At 62.0% G+C, this 13,735-nt stretch carries 16 protein-coding genes and 1 tRNA gene; 4 read left to right on the top strand and 13 right to left on the bottom strand.

The window, feature by feature from the left end:
* Positions 1-4: 4 nt before the first annotated feature.
* From nuoI to NEZ08_RS07395, 11 genes are read right to left on the bottom strand one after another with little or no spacing between them, the layout of a single operon-like run.
* Complete coding sequence (gene nuoI / locus NEZ08_RS07345) at positions 5-499, bottom strand: NADH-quinone oxidoreductase subunit NuoI (protein WP_298105826.1); 495 nt, start codon at positions 497-499, stop codon at positions 5-7.
* A 7-nt stretch (positions 500-506) separates the two neighbouring features.
* Positions 507-1,577 (bottom strand): NADH-quinone oxidoreductase subunit NuoH, encoded by a 1,071-nt coding sequence (nuoH, locus tag NEZ08_RS07350; RefSeq protein WP_298105828.1) that lies wholly within the window; start codon positions 1,575-1,577, stop codon positions 507-509.
* A gap of 10 nt (positions 1,578-1,587) precedes the next feature.
* A complete protein-coding gene (gene nuoG / locus NEZ08_RS07355) occupies positions 1,588-3,663 on the bottom strand; it encodes an NADH-quinone oxidoreductase subunit NuoG (RefSeq protein WP_298105830.1) in 2,076 nt (691 codons plus the stop codon).
* Positions 3,664-3,670: 7 nt separating this feature from the next.
* Positions 3,671-4,159, bottom strand: a complete 489-nt coding sequence (locus tag NEZ08_RS07360) for a hypothetical protein (RefSeq protein WP_298105832.1) — start codon at positions 4,157-4,159, stop codon at positions 3,671-3,673.
* Between the two features lie 5 nt (positions 4,160-4,164).
* A complete protein-coding gene (gene nuoF, locus NEZ08_RS07365; RefSeq protein ID WP_298105834.1) occupies positions 4,165-5,490 on the bottom strand; it encodes an NADH-quinone oxidoreductase subunit NuoF in 1,326 nt (441 codons plus the stop codon).
* On the bottom strand, positions 5,490-6,101 hold the full coding sequence (nuoE, locus tag NEZ08_RS07370) for an NADH-quinone oxidoreductase subunit NuoE (protein WP_298105836.1): 612 nt from the start codon (positions 6,099-6,101) through the stop codon (positions 5,490-5,492). The genes nuoF and nuoE overlap by 1 nt, the downstream gene beginning before the upstream one ends.
* A gap of 13 nt (positions 6,102-6,114) precedes the next feature.
* The gene (locus tag NEZ08_RS07375) at positions 6,115-7,074 is read right to left on the bottom strand and encodes an FkbM family methyltransferase (RefSeq protein ID WP_298105914.1); all 960 of its coding nucleotides are present in this window, start codon (positions 7,072-7,074) and stop codon (positions 6,115-6,117) included.
* Positions 7,074-8,270 (bottom strand): NADH-quinone oxidoreductase subunit D, encoded by a 1,197-nt coding sequence (locus NEZ08_RS07380; protein ID WP_298105838.1) that lies wholly within the window; start codon positions 8,268-8,270, stop codon positions 7,074-7,076. Before NEZ08_RS07380 ends, NEZ08_RS07375 begins: the two co-directional genes overlap by 1 nt.
* Entirely contained in the window at positions 8,267-8,884 is a 618-nt protein-coding gene (locus NEZ08_RS07385) for an NADH-quinone oxidoreductase subunit C (RefSeq protein ID WP_298105840.1), read from the bottom strand. Before NEZ08_RS07385 ends, NEZ08_RS07380 begins: the two co-directional genes overlap by 4 nt.
* 13 nt (positions 8,885-8,897) lie before the next feature.
* Positions 8,898-9,494, bottom strand: a complete 597-nt coding sequence (locus NEZ08_RS07390; RefSeq protein WP_298105842.1) for an NADH-quinone oxidoreductase subunit B family protein — start codon at positions 9,492-9,494, stop codon at positions 8,898-8,900.
* The gene (locus NEZ08_RS07395) at positions 9,485-9,850 is read right to left on the bottom strand and encodes an NADH-quinone oxidoreductase subunit A (protein ID WP_298105843.1); all 366 of its coding nucleotides are present in this window, start codon (positions 9,848-9,850) and stop codon (positions 9,485-9,487) included. Before NEZ08_RS07395 ends, NEZ08_RS07390 begins: the two co-directional genes overlap by 10 nt.
* Positions 9,851-10,170: 320 nt before the next feature.
* Here NEZ08_RS07395 and NEZ08_RS07400 point away from each other — a divergent pair, with 320 nt between their 5' ends.
* Entirely contained in the window at positions 10,171-10,365 is a 195-nt protein-coding gene (locus NEZ08_RS07400; protein ID WP_298105844.1) for a hypothetical protein, read from the top strand.
* Positions 10,366-10,506: 141 nt separating this feature from the next.
* Here the strand turns inward: NEZ08_RS07400 and NEZ08_RS07405 are convergent, their stop codons facing one another.
* Positions 10,507-10,803 (bottom strand): HU family DNA-binding protein, encoded by a 297-nt coding sequence (locus tag NEZ08_RS07405; protein ID WP_298105846.1) that lies wholly within the window; start codon positions 10,801-10,803, stop codon positions 10,507-10,509.
* A gap of 223 nt (positions 10,804-11,026) precedes the next feature.
* On the opposite strand from NEZ08_RS07405, the gene NEZ08_RS07410 reads away from it, so the two are divergent.
* Together NEZ08_RS07410 and pepT are read left to right on the top strand one after the other, a co-directional pair.
* Positions 11,027-11,103 (top strand) — tRNA-Asp (locus NEZ08_RS07410).
* Positions 11,104-11,139: 36 nt separating this feature from the next.
* A complete protein-coding gene (pepT, locus tag NEZ08_RS07415; protein ID WP_298105847.1) occupies positions 11,140-12,402 on the top strand; it encodes a peptidase T in 1,263 nt (420 codons plus the stop codon).
* 28 nt (positions 12,403-12,430) lie between these two features.
* Here the strand turns inward: pepT and NEZ08_RS07420 are convergent, their stop codons facing one another.
* Complete coding sequence (locus tag NEZ08_RS07420) at positions 12,431-13,288, bottom strand: class I SAM-dependent methyltransferase (protein ID WP_298105849.1); 858 nt, start codon at positions 13,286-13,288, stop codon at positions 12,431-12,433.
* A gap of 108 nt (positions 13,289-13,396) precedes the next feature.
* On the opposite strand from NEZ08_RS07420, the gene NEZ08_RS07425 reads away from it, so the two are divergent.
* Positions 13,397-13,717 carry a hypothetical protein gene (locus tag NEZ08_RS07425; RefSeq protein WP_298105851.1) on the top strand — a complete coding sequence of 107 codons (321 nt, stop codon included), beginning with the start codon at positions 13,397-13,399 and terminating at the stop codon, positions 13,715-13,717.
* Positions 13,718-13,735 lie beyond the last annotated feature (18 nt).

Genomic DNA, 13,735 nt, shown 5'->3' on the forward strand with positions numbered 1-13,735 from the left:
CACCTCACCGGTATGGCGCGTCTTGAGCGATCGACTTGGCAATCTCGCGCTCCCAGCGGTCGCCGTTCGCCAGCAGCTTCGCTTTGTCATAATAAAGCTCCTCGCGCGTCTCCGTCGCGAATTCGAAGTTCGGTCCCTCGACGATGGCATCGACCGGGCAGGCCTCCTGGCACAGCCCGCAATAGATGCATTTCACCATGTCGATGTCGTAGCGCACCGTGCGGCGCGTGCCGTCATTGCGACGCGGACCCGCCTCGATCGTAATCGCCTGTGCCGGACAGATCGCCTCGCACAGCTTGCAGGCGATGCAGCGCTCTTCCCCGTTCGGATAACGGCGCAGTGCGTGCTCGCCGCGGAAGCGCGGCGAGATCGGGTTCTTCTCAAACGGATAGTTGATGGTCGGCTTCGGCTTGAAGAAATAGCGCATGGCGAGAACGAACGCCGAGACGAATTCCGTCAACAGAAGCGAGCGGGTGGTGGCGTTGATGTTGATACTCATAGCGACCTCATTTCGGCGCGATCCCCGCAAGTTGCAGTACGCCCGCAACGACGACCACCATCGCGAGCGACAACGGCAGGAACACCTTCCAGCCGAGTCTCATCAACTGGTCGTAGCGGTAGCGCGGGACGATGGCCTTGGCCATCGCGAACAGGAAGAACATGAAAAACAATTTCAGCGCGAACCAGATCACGCCCGGCACCCAGGTGAAGGGCGGCAAGTTCACCGGCGGCAGCCAGCCCCCCAAGAACAGGATCGTCGCCATCGCGCACATCGTGGTGATCGCGACGTATTCTCCCAGCATGAACAGCAGGTAAGGCGTCGAGCCATACTCGACCATGAAGCCGGCAACCAGTTCGGATTCAGCCTCGACCAGATCGAATGGCGGACGGTTGGTTTCCGCCAGCGCCGAGACGTAGAACACGACGAACATCGGAAATAGCGGCCACACATACCAGTTCAGGATGGTGAGCTGCGGCAGGCCGATCAGGCTCGCCAACCCCCGCGCCTGCTGCGCCTCGACCACGCCCGACAGGTTGAGCGTGCCGGCGCACAACAGAACGGTGATGATGACAAAGCCGATCGAGACTTCGTAACTCACCATCTGCGCCGCCGAGCGCAAGGCCGCAAGGAACGGATATTTCGAGTTCGACGACCAGCCGGCCATGATGATGCCGTAGATCGACAGCGAGGAAATCGCGAAGATGTAGAGAATGCCGACATTGATGTCGGCGATCGCCCAGCCGAAATTGGTCGGGATCACCGCCCAGGCGGCCAGCGCGAGCACGCAGGAGACCAGCGGCGCCAGCAGGAAAACGCCCTTGTTGGCGCCGGCGGGAATGGTCGGCTCCTTCAGCACGAACTTCAGAAGATCGGCGAACGACTGGAACAGGCCGAACGGCCCGACCACGTTAGGGCCACGCCTGATCTGTACCGCCGCCCAGATCTTGCGGTCGGCCAGCAGGATATAGGCGATTGCGACCAGGAGAACGACCAGCAGGAGCAGGCTCTCGGCCACCATGATGATCAACGGCCACAGGAAGCCGGTCCAGAATGCGCTTGCGAAGAATTCAGTCATCTGGTCACGCTCACTCCGCTGCCGTCAGCATGCGCCCGGAGGCAAGACGCGAGCATTCCGCCATTACGGCAGACGCCCGTGCGATCGGGTTGGTCAGATAGAAGTCCTCAACCGACGCCTTGAACGGCACCTTTTCAACCTCGCCGCCGCGGGTGGCAAGCGCCTTGATGGCCGCCGCATCGCCCGCCGCGATCTGGTCGAGGCGCATCAGATGCGGCGCTGTCTTGAAGAGGGCCTGACGCAGCGACGCCAGCGAGTCGAACGGCAGCTTTTTCCCCAAAACTTCCGACAGTGCGCGGATGATCGCCCAATCTTCGCGCGCTTCCCCGGGCGGGAAACCGGCGCGGTTGGCCATCTGCGCCCGGCCCTCGGTATTGACGAAGATACCGGACTTTTCGGTGTAAGCTGCGCCGGGCAGGATGACATCGGCCCGGTGTGCGCCGGCATCGCCATGGGTGCCGATATAAACCACGAAGGTCCCGTCCGGCACCTTCACCTCGTCGGCGCCCAGCAGGAACAGGACGTCGAGCGTTCCGAAGGTCGTCATCTGCGCCGCGTTCAATCCATCCGCTCCGGCAGCAAAACCGATGTCGAGTGCGCCGGCGCGCGAAGCGGTATCGTGCAAGACGGCAAAGCCGTCCCAGCCGTCCTTGACTGCGTCGATAGCCAACGCGAGTTTCGCGGCGCGTGCCAAAATTGCCGCCCCGTCGTGACGCCCAAACGCGCCGGCGCCAACCAGCACGATCGGCTTCTTCGCATTCTTCAGGACGTCGGCAAAGGAATGCTTGCCGGCGGCGAGATCGCCGAACGAATCCGCTCCTGCGCCGATGTAATCATAGTCGTAGGTCAGATCGGCCTTAATCCCGATCACGCCGACCTTGAGCTGACCGGTGCGCCAGCGCTTGCGAATGCGCGCGTTGAGAACCGCGGCCTCCTTGCGCGGGTTCGAGCCCACAATCAACAGCGCATCGGCCTGGTCGATGCCGGCAATCGTCGGATTAAAAAGATAGGACGCGCGTCCGGCCTTCGGGTCGAAGGCATCGCCGCCCTGGACGGCGAGATTGACCGAGCCGAACTTGGCCAGAAGCTCTTTCAGGGCAAACATCTCTTCCACGGCGGCGAGATCGCCGGCGATGGCACCGATGCGCTTTCCGTCGGTGCGCGAAACCTTGGCGGCAATCGCGGCAAAGGCCTGCTGCCATGAGGCCGGCTGGAGCTTGCCGTTGGCGCGGATGTAGGGCCGGTCAAGCCGCTGCGTGCGCAACCCATCGACCACGTGGCGGGTCTTGTCGGAAATCCACTCCTCGTTGATCGCCTCGTTGACGCGCGGCAGGATCCGCATCACCTCGCGCCCGCGCGTATCCACCCGGATCGCCGAACCCACGCCGTCCATCACGTCGACCGACTGGGTCTTGCCCAGTTCCCACGGCCGCGCGGCGAAGGCGTAAGGCTTCGACGTCAACGCGCCGACGGGACAGATATCGACAAGATTGCCCTGCAACTCGGAGGTCAGCGCGCTCTCGAGATAGGTCGTGATCTCCATGTCCTCGCCGCGGCCGGTTGCGCCCATTTCCGGCGCCCCGCAAATTTCAGCCGAGAAACGGACGCACCGCGTGCACTGGATGCAGCGGGTCATCGACGTCTTGACCAGCGCGCCGAGATATTTGTCCTCGACAGCGCGCTTGTTCTCGGCGAAGCGCGAGCTGTCGACGCCATAGCCCATCGCCTGGTCCTGCAGGTCGCATTCCCCGCCCTGGTCGCAGATCGGGCAGTCGAGCGGATGGTTGATCAGCAAAAATTCCATCACGCCTTCGCGCGCCTTCTTGACCATCGGCGAGCGGGTGGAGATCTCCGGCGGCTCTCCATTCGGTCCCGGACGGCAATCGCGCACGCCCCAGGCACAGCTGGCGACCGGCTTCGGGCCGCCCTTCACCTCGACCAGACACATCCGGCAATTGCCGGCGATCGAGAGCCGCTCGTGGTAGCAGAAGCGCGGGATTTCGGCGCCTGCCGCCTCACACGCCTGAAGCAGCGTGTATTCGGCGGGCACATCGATTTCTTTGCCATCGACAACGAGTTTGGTCATTGCTGTCTCAAGTCTTTCCCAGCTTGCAGTCCGGCGGCATGACGCTGGCGGATATGAAGGATTTCTTCACCCAGTCCTGGGTGACGGTGCCGTAGGTCGCGAGATAGGTGGGCTCGGACTGGTTCTTCTCGCAGAGAAACGGCAGATGCGGCTTCAGGTCGTAGTCGCAGGAGGCGAGCCATTCCCGCCGGTCCGAAAAGGCGGCGAAGGCTTCCTCGCATGCATAAAGGAAATACGACACGAAGCTTTCGTACTGGACCTGAAGATCATGCCCGCCCGCCTTGATCGCCGCGTAATCGGGCGATGAAAACTTCGGGTTCTTGAAAGCAAGATCGGTGTAGGCAAGAAACGCCTGCCGCGCGGCGACGGCGCGGTTGTTGGAACGGATTTCGTTGATCTGGAACAGGATCGCGACAAAGCCGAGCAGCGCCACGGCCGCCTGCGCCATCTGCGCCAGCGTCCCGAACTTCTGCCAGAATGTTGCGGGCAGCGCCATATATCCTACTCCGCCGCGACCATATGTTGGGGGTCAAGAATGCCCTGATCGTCGAGGTCGGCCTTATGCGAATATTGATCGATGCGTTCTTCGATCTCATGACGGAAATGCGCGATCAGGCCCTGGATCGGCCAGGCTGCGGCATCACCGAGCGCGCAGATGGTGTGGCCCTCGACCTGCTTGGTGACTTCCAGCAGCATGTCGATTTCGCGCTTGTGGGCACGACCTTCCGCCATGCGGGTCAAGACGCGCCACATCCACCCCGTGCCTTCGCGGCAAGGCGTGCACTGGCCACAGCTCTCATGCTTGTAGAAATAGGAGATGCGGGCGATCGCGCGGATGAGGTCGGTCGATTTGTCCATCACGATCACGGCGGCGGTGCCAAGCCCCGAGCGCAGCTTTCCGAGACTGTCGAAATCCATCGGCGTGTCGATGATCTGCTCGGCCGGCACCATGCGCACCGACGAGCCGCCGGGAATTACCGCCTTCAGATTATCCCAGCCGCCGCGAATGCCGCCGCAATGTTTTTCGATCAGTTCGCGGAACGGAATGCCCATCGCCTCTTCGACGTTGCATGGCCGCTGCACGTGACCTGAGATGCAGAACAGCTTGGTGCCGACATTGTTCGGCCGGCCGATGGCGGCGAACCAGGCTGCCCCCCGGCGCAGGATATCGGGGGCGACGGCGATCGACTCGACGTTGTTCACCGTCGTTGGGCAGCCGAACAGCCCAACATTGGCCGGGAACGGCGGCTTCAGCCGCGGCTGGCCCTTCTTGCCTTCGAGGCTTTCCAGGAGCGCCGTCTCTTCGCCGCAGATATAGGCGCCGGCGCCGTGAGTGACGTAGAGATCGAACGGCCAGCCATGGACGTTATCCTTGCCGATCAGCTTGGCCTCGTAGGCCTGGTCGACCGCGGCCTGAAGATGCTCCCGCTCGCGGATGAACTCGCCGCGCACGTAGATGTAGCACGCGTGCGCGCCCATCGCGAAGCTCGCGAGCAGGCAACCCTCGATCAGCAGATGCGGATCGTGCCGCATGATCTCGCGGTCCTTGCAGGTGCCGGGCTCGGATTCGTCGGCGTTGACCACGAGATAGCTCGGGCGCCCGTCCTTGGATTCCTTCGGCATGAAGGACCATTTCATCCCGGTCGGGAATCCGGCGCCGCCGCGGCCGCGCAGGCCGGAGGCCTTCATCTCGTTGATGATCCAGTCGCGCCCCTTCTCGATGATCGCCTTGGTTCCATCCCAGGCGCCGCGACGCCGAGCACCCTCGAGGCCCCAGTCGTGCAGGCCGTAGAGATTTTTGAAGATGCGGTCCTTATCCTCGAGCATCAGGTGGTTTCCTTCAGCGTAGTCGGTCCGCCGACAGGCGCGGAGAACTGGCGATCAATCTGCGGCCCGGGCTTCGGCGGCTTGCCGGTGGCAAAGCCGTCCAGCACCTTGCCGAAGCTCTCCTTGGTCAAGTCCTCATAGGTATCCTTCCCGATCAGGACCATCGGTGCGTTCACACAGGCGCCGAGACACTCGACCTCCTCCCAGGAAAAATTGCCGTCCTTCGACAGATGGAAGGGATCGTGATGGATCCGGCTCTGGCAGACCTCGATCAGATCGCCCGCCCCGCGCAGGCGGCACGGCGTCGTGCCGCAGACCTGCACGTGCGCCTTCTTGCCGACCGGCGCCAGCTGGAACATGGTGTAGAAGGTCGCAACTTCGAGCACGCGGATATAGGGCATGTCGAGCAGGTCGGCGACCGCGCGGATCGCCGCTTCCGACACCCAGCCCTCGTGCTGCTCCTGCACCCGCCACAGGATCGCGATGACGGCCGAGGCCTGACGTCCGGGCGGATACTTGGCGATTTCCTTCTTCGCCCATTCAAGATTCTCCGGCGTGAACGTAAAGCTCGCAGGCTGGACTTCCTTGGGCGCAAGGCGACGAACGGACATCGTATTCAGTCTCTCATTGCATGCGGCGGCCGGCGCTGGCGTTCAGGGCAGCAATTCGCTCCTGCCAGAACGCGCTTGACGTGCCGAAGACGTTGTAGCCGATGTGGGAGGAAACCTTGATGCGGTCGAGGATCGAAAGCTCGGTCACGGTCTCAAGGCGGTTGGAACGGGGGTCGTAGACGATCAGCTGAAGCGGTGTCTGATCGAGGATATAGCGCGACACGGTGTGGTCGGGGTCGTTGCCGTGCTCCTCGCAAATGATCACGCTGTCGCCGGCAAGCAATTTCGTGCCGCCCTTGATGGCGTCGATTTCGACGCCCTCGACGTCGAGCTTGATAAGGTACTTGCCGCCCGGCGCGATCCTGCCTTCAGCGAGGAGATCATCGAGCGCCATCACCGGCACTTCTTCGCCGCCGACCGTGCCGCCGGCGATGCTGAACGCCTCGTGCTTGGTACCCGACAGCCGAGCGGTGCCCTTCGCAGCGCCGATGGCGCACTTCAGCGTCTCAAAGCGGCTGCCATTGACCTTCGCGTTATTGGCGAGCTTGGCAAAATTTTCCGAGGATGGTTCGAAGGCGATAGCCTTGTGCGCGCCGAAGGGCTTGCTCGTCACCAGTACCGACCAGTAGCCGTAATTGGCGCCGCAATCGAGCAGCGTGTAGTCGACATCGACGGAATGACGGAACAGCAATTCGAGTTCGTCTTCGTAATGATAGGAACGGTCGAGCAGCTTGCTCCAATAGCCGTCACCATAGGGAAACTCGAACGTCGCATCCTCATTTAGCCTGATGGCGATGTTCCGCTCCGGCAGCGTCTTGCGCAGCAGGTTGGCGCAACCGTTGTAGCCGCGATGGAAGAAATGAGAGGAGATTTTCGAGCCCGTCACCAGCGCCAAGGCAGCCGTCCGCTCCCACAGGTTGGCCCCTTCGAGGGCGCCCGAGGCTCGGTCGAACTGGATGGGCGGCGTTGCGATCACCGATCAACCTCTCCGAACACGATGTCGAGGGAGCCGAGAATGGCCGAGACGTCGGCGAGCAGGTGGCCGCGGCAGATGAAATCCATCGCCTGCAAATGTGCAAAGCCCGGCGCGCGAATCTTGCACTTGTAGGGCTTGTTGGACCCGTCGGCGACGAGATAGACGCCGAACTCGCCCTTCGGCGCTTCGACGGCCGCATAGACCTGACCGGCCGGGACGTGAAAACCTTCCGTGTAGAGCTTGAAGTGATGGATCAGGGCCTCCATCGAGCGCTTCATTTCGCCCCGGCGAGGCGGGAAGATTTTGTGATCCTGGATCGCCACCGGCCCCTGCCCGTCGGGGCTGCGCAATTTGGCGATGCACTGCTTCATGATTTTCACCGACTGCCGCATTTCTTCCATGCGGATGCAGTAGCGGTCGTAGCAGTCGCCGTTTTTGCCGATCGGAATATCGAAATCCATCTCGGCATAGCATTCGTAAGGCTGGGCCTTGCGAAGATCCCAGGCCGCGCCGGAGCCGCGCACCATGACGCCCGAGAAACCCCATTCCCAGGCCTGTTGCAGCGTGACGACGCCGATGTCGACGTTGCGCTGCTTGAAGATGCGGTTGCCGGTCAGCAAGGTTTCGAGGTCGTCGATGACCGTCGGGAACGCGTCGCACCAGGTGTCGATATCGTCGATCAGTTTCGCCGGCAGATCCTGGTGCACGCCGCCGATGCGGAAATAGGCCGCATGCATGCGCGAGCCCGAAGCGCGCTCGTAGAACACCATCAGCTTCTCGCGTTCCTCAAAGCCCCACAGCGGCGGGGTGAGCGCGCCGACATCCATCGCCTGTGTCGTGACGTTGAGAAGATGCGAAAGGATGCGTCCGATCTCGCAATACAGAACCCGGATCAACTGGCCGCGGCGCGGCACCTCGATGCCGAGCAGCTTTTCCGCCGCAAGGCAGAATGCGTGCTCCTGATTCATCGGCGCGACGTAGTCCAGCCGGTCGAAATACGGAATCGCCTGAAGATAGGTCTTGGCCTCGATCAGCTTTTCGGTGCCGCGGTGAAGCAGGCCGATATGGGGGTCGACGCGGGCGACGACCTCGCCGTCCAGTTCCAGCACGAGACGCAGCACACCGTGCGCCGCCGGATGCTGCGGGCCAAAATTGATGGTGAAGTTGCGCAAGCTTTGCGGTTGCTCGTTCATGACTTCGGCTCCGCCTTCGCTTTCTCGTCACCCGGGAGCGGGTAGTCAGCGCCTTCCCATGGCGACATAAAATCGAATTTCCGGAATTCCTGATTGAGCCGGACCGGCTCGTACAGCACCCGCTTCTCCTGGTCGTCGTAGCGTACCTCGACAAACCCGGTGAGCGGAAAATCCTTGCGCAGCGGGTGGCCGTCGAAACCGTAATCCGTCAACAGACGGCGCATGTCCGGGTGGCCAACGAAGATCACGCCGTAGAGATCGTAGGTTTCGCGCTCGAACCAGTCGGCGCCCGGAAACACGCCGATGATCGAAGGCACCTGCGTCGTTTCGTCAGCTTCGCCGCGCAGACGGATGCGGGTATTCAAGGTCGGCGACAGCAGGTGGTAAACCACATCGAACCGCTTCTCGCGGCCGGGATAATCGACTGCCGTGACATCCGTCAGATTGACGAAGCGGCAGGCCGGATCGTCCCGGAGATAGCGGACGACATCGACGATGCGTTCGATCCGCACATCCACCGTAAGCTGGTTGAACGCCACCGAATGGCCCGTCGCCGCACCCGATAGCGCGCCAACGATCGTCTGCCCCAAAGCGTCAAGCTTGCCGTCGTCCATCCCAAAACCCTAGCTAGCGTTCGATGGTTCCCGTGCGCCGGATCTTCTTCTGCAACAAGAGGACCCCGTAGAGCAGCGCCTCTGCCGTGGGCGGGCAGCCGGGCACGTAGATGTCGATGGGCACGATGCGGTCACAGCCGCGAACCACCGAATAAGAATAGTGGTAATAACCGCCGCCATTGGCGCACGATCCCATCGAGATCACGTAGCGCGGTTCCGGCATCTGGTCGTAAACCTTGCGCAGCGCCGGCGCCATCTTGTTGGTCAGCGTGCCGGCGACGATCATCACGTCCGATTGCCGGGGCGAGGCCCGCGGCGCAAAGCCGAAGCGCTCGACGTCATAACGCGGCATTGACACCTGCATCATTTCGACCGCGCAACAGGCAAGGCCGAATGTCATCCACATCAGCGAGCCGGTGCGCGCCCAGGTGATCAGGTCGTCGGCGGCGGCAACGAAGAAGCCCTTGTCCGAAAGCTCGTGATTGATCTCCAGGAAATAGGGGTCCTTGGCGCCGACCGGTTTTCCGGTGGAAGGGTCAATAATGCCGCTCGCAGCGGGCGCAACCGCCGGCGCGAACCCTGGCTTGGTGGGAGCTTGGCTCAATCCCATTCCAGCGCCCCTTTCTTCCATTCATAGGCAAAACCGACCGTGAGCACGGCCAGAAACACGAACATGGACCAGAACCCGGTCGCCCCCAGCTTTCCGTAGGCAACCGCCCACGGGAACAGAAAGGCGACTTCAAGGTCGAAGATGATGAAGAGGATGGCGACCAGATAGAAGCGGACGTCGAACTTCATGCGGGCATCGTCAAAGGCATTGAAGCCGCATTCATAGGCCGAAAGTTTTTCCGGGTCCGGCTGCTGGAACGCCACCAGGAAGGGCGCAATCAGGAGCACCAGGCCGATCAGGCCGGCGACGCCGATAAACACCACGAGGGGAAGATAATTCTGGAGGATGCCGGTCATCGGCGGAGCCTTGGTTTCGCTGCGGTCATCGGGGTCCGCAGATTCGTTGATTAGAATTGTTCCGAGCCTTAGCGCAGCGCACCAAGAGGCGCAAGACAAGCTATCTTGACGCCGTTTCGGAGTTCAGCCGGCGTGGAAAACTCCGTCGGACGTTTGGCCGGCGTCCAGTTCGTGGCTGCAACTTTGATTTCTGGCAACAGCCGCGCGTTCAGAGCGTCCGGCCAGAATGAAACCAATTTCATCGATATCCGAAACCAACCGGAAACAAATCAAGGGTACACGGGAACCAACAAACGGCGCCAAGACGCCCGGGAGGCTCCATGAACCACTCCATTCATTCCGCGGACCGTGCCACCCACCTGAAGATCGTCGTGACGGCGCTTGTGGCGGGAATCGCGGTTGCCGGTCTTGGAATTTTTGCCCGCACAGGCTCTGAATACCCCCCGAGCGCCGGAGTTCAGAAGGCTGGCCAGCCGATTGCCCTGTCCAGCTCCGACAGCCTGGGAGTCCGGTAGCCGTAGCTTTTGTCCCCGAAGTACCCCGTTCACCAAGGGCGCCAGATAGCCGCTTGCGGCAGCAGCAGATACGTTTAACGGGCGACACCCCCCAGATAGGGTCAACAAGCTGAGAATCCAGATGGTTAGGCGGGTTTCCTGTTAAACCGCTTCCTCCAGCTCCTTGGCCGCGCGGAACGCGACCTTCTTGCTTGCCTTGATCTGGATCTGTTCGCCGGTCGCGGGGTTGCGGCCGACGCGGGCGGCGCGCTTGCGCACCTGGAGGATGCCGAGGCCGACGATGCGAATACGCTCACCCTCCTTCAGGTGTTTGGTGATCCGCTCCACGAGGTCAGTCAGGATGGTTTCCGCCTGTTTCTTGGGCAGCTCGTGCGCCTCGGCGATGTCAGCGGCGAGGTGCTTGAGCGTGATGGTGGCGGGGGTCGCAGCTTTCGCCATGTTTGGCCTCCCTGTGTTAATGGTCTTCGAGAAACCAGGAAGCCGAAGCTATGGACGATTCGTGGTTTCGCTCCCCGTGTGGCTTTGCCTGCAAATAGCGCCTTTTTTGCATCGTACGTGGCGGAAAGCCCGGCGAAACAGCTGGTTTTGCAACAACCTTGACTAAAGACAGACACCCCTTTAATTCCTGCTCCGTTGCGGACCGGTCTTGATCGGAGCATCCGCGGGAGTAGCTCAGTTGGTTAGAGCGCCGCCCTGTCACGGCGGAGGCCGCGGGTTCGAGTCCCGTCTCTCGCGCCATCTCCCCTCAGGCGCGATTTTCTGTTACTCGCGGGCATGACCGCGAACTCCTCCCGCCTCGCCTTTGCCCATACCGTGACCGAGCGCTTCCTGCGCTATGTGGTGATCGACACCCAGTCCGATCCGGAATCGCCGACCTGCCCCTCGACCGAGAAGCAGAAGAATCTGGGACGTCTGCTCGCTGCCGAACTCCAGGAGATCGGCCTGTCCGATGCCCACCTCGACGATTACGGCTACGTCTATGCGACCCTGCCGGCAAATTCCGACAAGCAGGTGCCGGTGATCTGCTTCTGCTCGCACATGGATACGTCGCCCGACTGTTCCGGCGCCAATGTCAGACCCCAGGTCGTGAAGAACTACCGGGGCGGCGACATCGTGCTGCCGGCCGATCCCTCGCAAGTGATCCGTTATGCCGAGCATCCCGCGCTGGCGAGCCAGATCGGCCACGACATCATCACGACCGACGGCACGACGCTGCTCGGCGCCGACAACAAAGCCGGCGTCGCCGAGATCATGGATGCGGTGCATTTCCTGTTGAAGAACCCGCAAATCAAGCACGGCACGATCAAGGTGCTGTTCACACCGGACGAGGAGATCGGCCGCGGCGTCGACAAGGCCGACTTGAAAAAGCTCGGCGCCGATTTCGCCTATACGATCGATGGCGAGAGCGCGGGTCAGATCGAGGACGAGACGTTCTCGGCGGACGCAGCGACCATCACAATCCAGGGCGTTTCCGCGCACCCCGGCTTTGCCAAGGGCAAGATGGAGCACGCGATCAAGATCGCAGCCGCCATCGTCGAGCGCCTGCCGAAAAATACCTGCTCTCCGGAGACCACCGCAGGCCGGGAGGGATTTTTACATCCCACCGGCATATCCGGGACGCTCGAAGCGGCGACACTGGGCCTGATCGTCCGCGACTTCACCGAGGACGGTCTGCGCGACAAGGAAGCGCTGCTGGAGCGCATCGTCAAAGAGGTGATGAAGGACTTCCCGCGCTCGAGCTACCAGATCGAAATCAAGCAGCAGTACCGCAACATGAAGCAGGTGATCGATCGTCACCCGGAGATCGTCGAATATGCGGTAGAGGCGGTTCGGCGCGCAGGATTGACGCCGGCGAAGACCGCGATCCGCGGCGGCACCGACGGCTCGCGGCTGTCGTTCATGGGGCTGCCCTGCCCCAACATGTTCGCCGGCGAACACGCTTTCCATTCGCGGCTCGAATGGGTCAGCCGGCAGGACATGGAAAAGGCCGTGCAGACCATCGTGCATCTTGCGATGATCTGGGAAGAACGGGCGTAAACCGCAGGCCTTGCTCGACGCCTTCTGGCTATGCCTTGGCTGTCACGATCCAGATCGCGCCGTCGAGCGGTACCGAAGGTCCCTTGGCATAAGGCGCGAGCGCGTCGCGGACCGACTGGGTTGCGGCCGCGACGATCTCGGCTGGCTGATCCGTGAGCGCGCGGGAGGCAGGCCCCATCTGGATGCCGCTTTTGACCGCCGCCTCCAGGCCCTGCCCAATCGCCATGTCGAACGAAAGGTTGCAGGGCTCCATCGCAATTCCGGAAAAGCCGGCGGCCGTGAGAATGCGCCTCACGCGCTCCGCGGAGGCGAAGGCGAACGGGCCCGGCTCGTCGGGACCGACCGGCGGCATTTTCGGAACGTGACGGTAAACAGCCTGCAGCGGAACCATGAAGAACGGATTTTCACGCGGCTCCCGCCAGCAAGCAAAAGTGACCCGACCTGTTCGCCGCATCGCGCGATGCATATTGGTGAAGGATATTGCGGGATCGGCGAAAAACATCACGCCGAAGCGCGAGGCGAGCAGATCGAAACGGTCCGGCGGGAACGGATGCACGGTGGCGTCGGCGAGAATGAAATCGATCGGCGCATCGGGTGGGGCGAGCTCCCGGGCACGGGCCAGCATCGGCGCCGAAATATCGACGGCCGTGACATGTCCAGTCCGCCCCGTGCGTTCCGCAAACGCGCGCGAGGTGGCGCCGCTGCCGCACCCGATGTCGAGAATTTGCTCGCCGGGAGTGATCCGGGCGCGGTCGATCAGCAGATCGACCACTGGTCGCAGCAGAATGTCCTGGCTGGCCTGCCGATCGACCCAGCGCTGGCCTCCGGGACCATTCCAGTAAGCAATCTGATCGGCATTCTTCTCGTGACCTTGAGGTGCATCCATGTCTCAGACCCGTGTTAACGCCTGCTGCCCGGCAACTTTGTCGTCGCTGTCAATATCACATAATCTGCGTTGTGGTGGTCAAAGCCATGTTGCGAAAGGGCGCCGATCGTGAAGTTCGTCCATTCCATGCTGCTGGCAACGTTGCTTGCCGGCGCCGCTCAGGCGGAGTGGTCGAAAAAGGACTATTCCGCCGAATATGATGCCTGCCTTCCCGCGTGTGACAAGAACCACCCGAACGAGCACGAAAAGTGCGTCAACTATTGCAAATGCGTTACCGGCGGCATGCAGGCGCAGTTCGCTGACCACGAACAGATGACACGGCAAGTGGCCCAGCAAAAAATGAAGGACCGGATCGCAAACCTTCAGAAGATGGCCAACTCCTGCAATCACAAGCAGTGGGGCAGTCCCGCGTGGAAGTTGAGATTTTAGTGACAGCCGCGCCAACGA

The organism is Bradyrhizobium sp. (genome assembly GCF_027451485.1).
Taxonomy (GTDB): domain Bacteria; phylum Pseudomonadota; class Alphaproteobacteria; order Rhizobiales; family Xanthobacteraceae; genus Bradyrhizobium.

Coding starts and splice junctions, on each gene's coding strand:
- nuoI (WP_298105826.1), bottom strand. CDS start 499: ATGAGTATCAACATCAACGCCACCACCCGCTCGCTTCTGTTGACGGAA.
- nuoH (WP_298105828.1), bottom strand. CDS start 1,577: ATGACTGAATTCTTCGCAAGCGCATTCTGGACCGGCTTCCTGTGGCCG.
- nuoG (WP_298105830.1), bottom strand. CDS start 3,663: ATGACCAAACTCGTTGTCGATGGCAAAGAAATCGATGTGCCCGCCGAA.
- NEZ08_RS07360 (WP_298105832.1), bottom strand. CDS start 4,159: ATGGCGCTGCCCGCAACATTCTGGCAGAAGTTCGGGACGCTGGCGCAG.
- nuoF (WP_298105834.1), bottom strand. CDS start 5,490: ATGCTCGAGGATAAGGACCGCATCTTCAAAAATCTCTACGGCCTGCAC.
- nuoE (WP_298105836.1), bottom strand. CDS start 6,101: ATGTCCGTTCGTCGCCTTGCGCCCAAGGAAGTCCAGCCTGCGAGCTTT.
- NEZ08_RS07380 (WP_298105838.1), bottom strand. CDS start 8,270: ATGAACGAGCAACCGCAAAGCTTGCGCAACTTCACCATCAATTTTGGC.
- NEZ08_RS07385 (WP_298105840.1), bottom strand. CDS start 8,884: ATGGACGACGGCAAGCTTGACGCTTTGGGGCAGACGATCGTTGGCGCG.
- NEZ08_RS07390 (WP_298105842.1), bottom strand. CDS start 9,494: ATGGGATTGAGCCAAGCTCCCACCAAGCCAGGGTTCGCGCCGGCGGTT.
- NEZ08_RS07395 (WP_298105843.1), bottom strand. CDS start 9,850: ATGACCGGCATCCTCCAGAATTATCTTCCCCTCGTGGTGTTTATCGGC.
- NEZ08_RS07400 (WP_298105844.1), top strand. CDS start 10,171: ATGAACCACTCCATTCATTCCGCGGACCGTGCCACCCACCTGAAGATC.
- NEZ08_RS07405 (WP_298105846.1), bottom strand. CDS start 10,803: ATGGCGAAAGCTGCGACCCCCGCCACCATCACGCTCAAGCACCTCGCC.
- pepT (WP_298105847.1), top strand. CDS start 11,140: ATGACCGCGAACTCCTCCCGCCTCGCCTTTGCCCATACCGTGACCGAG.
- NEZ08_RS07420 (WP_298105849.1), bottom strand. CDS start 13,288: ATGGATGCACCTCAAGGTCACGAGAAGAATGCCGATCAGATTGCTTAC.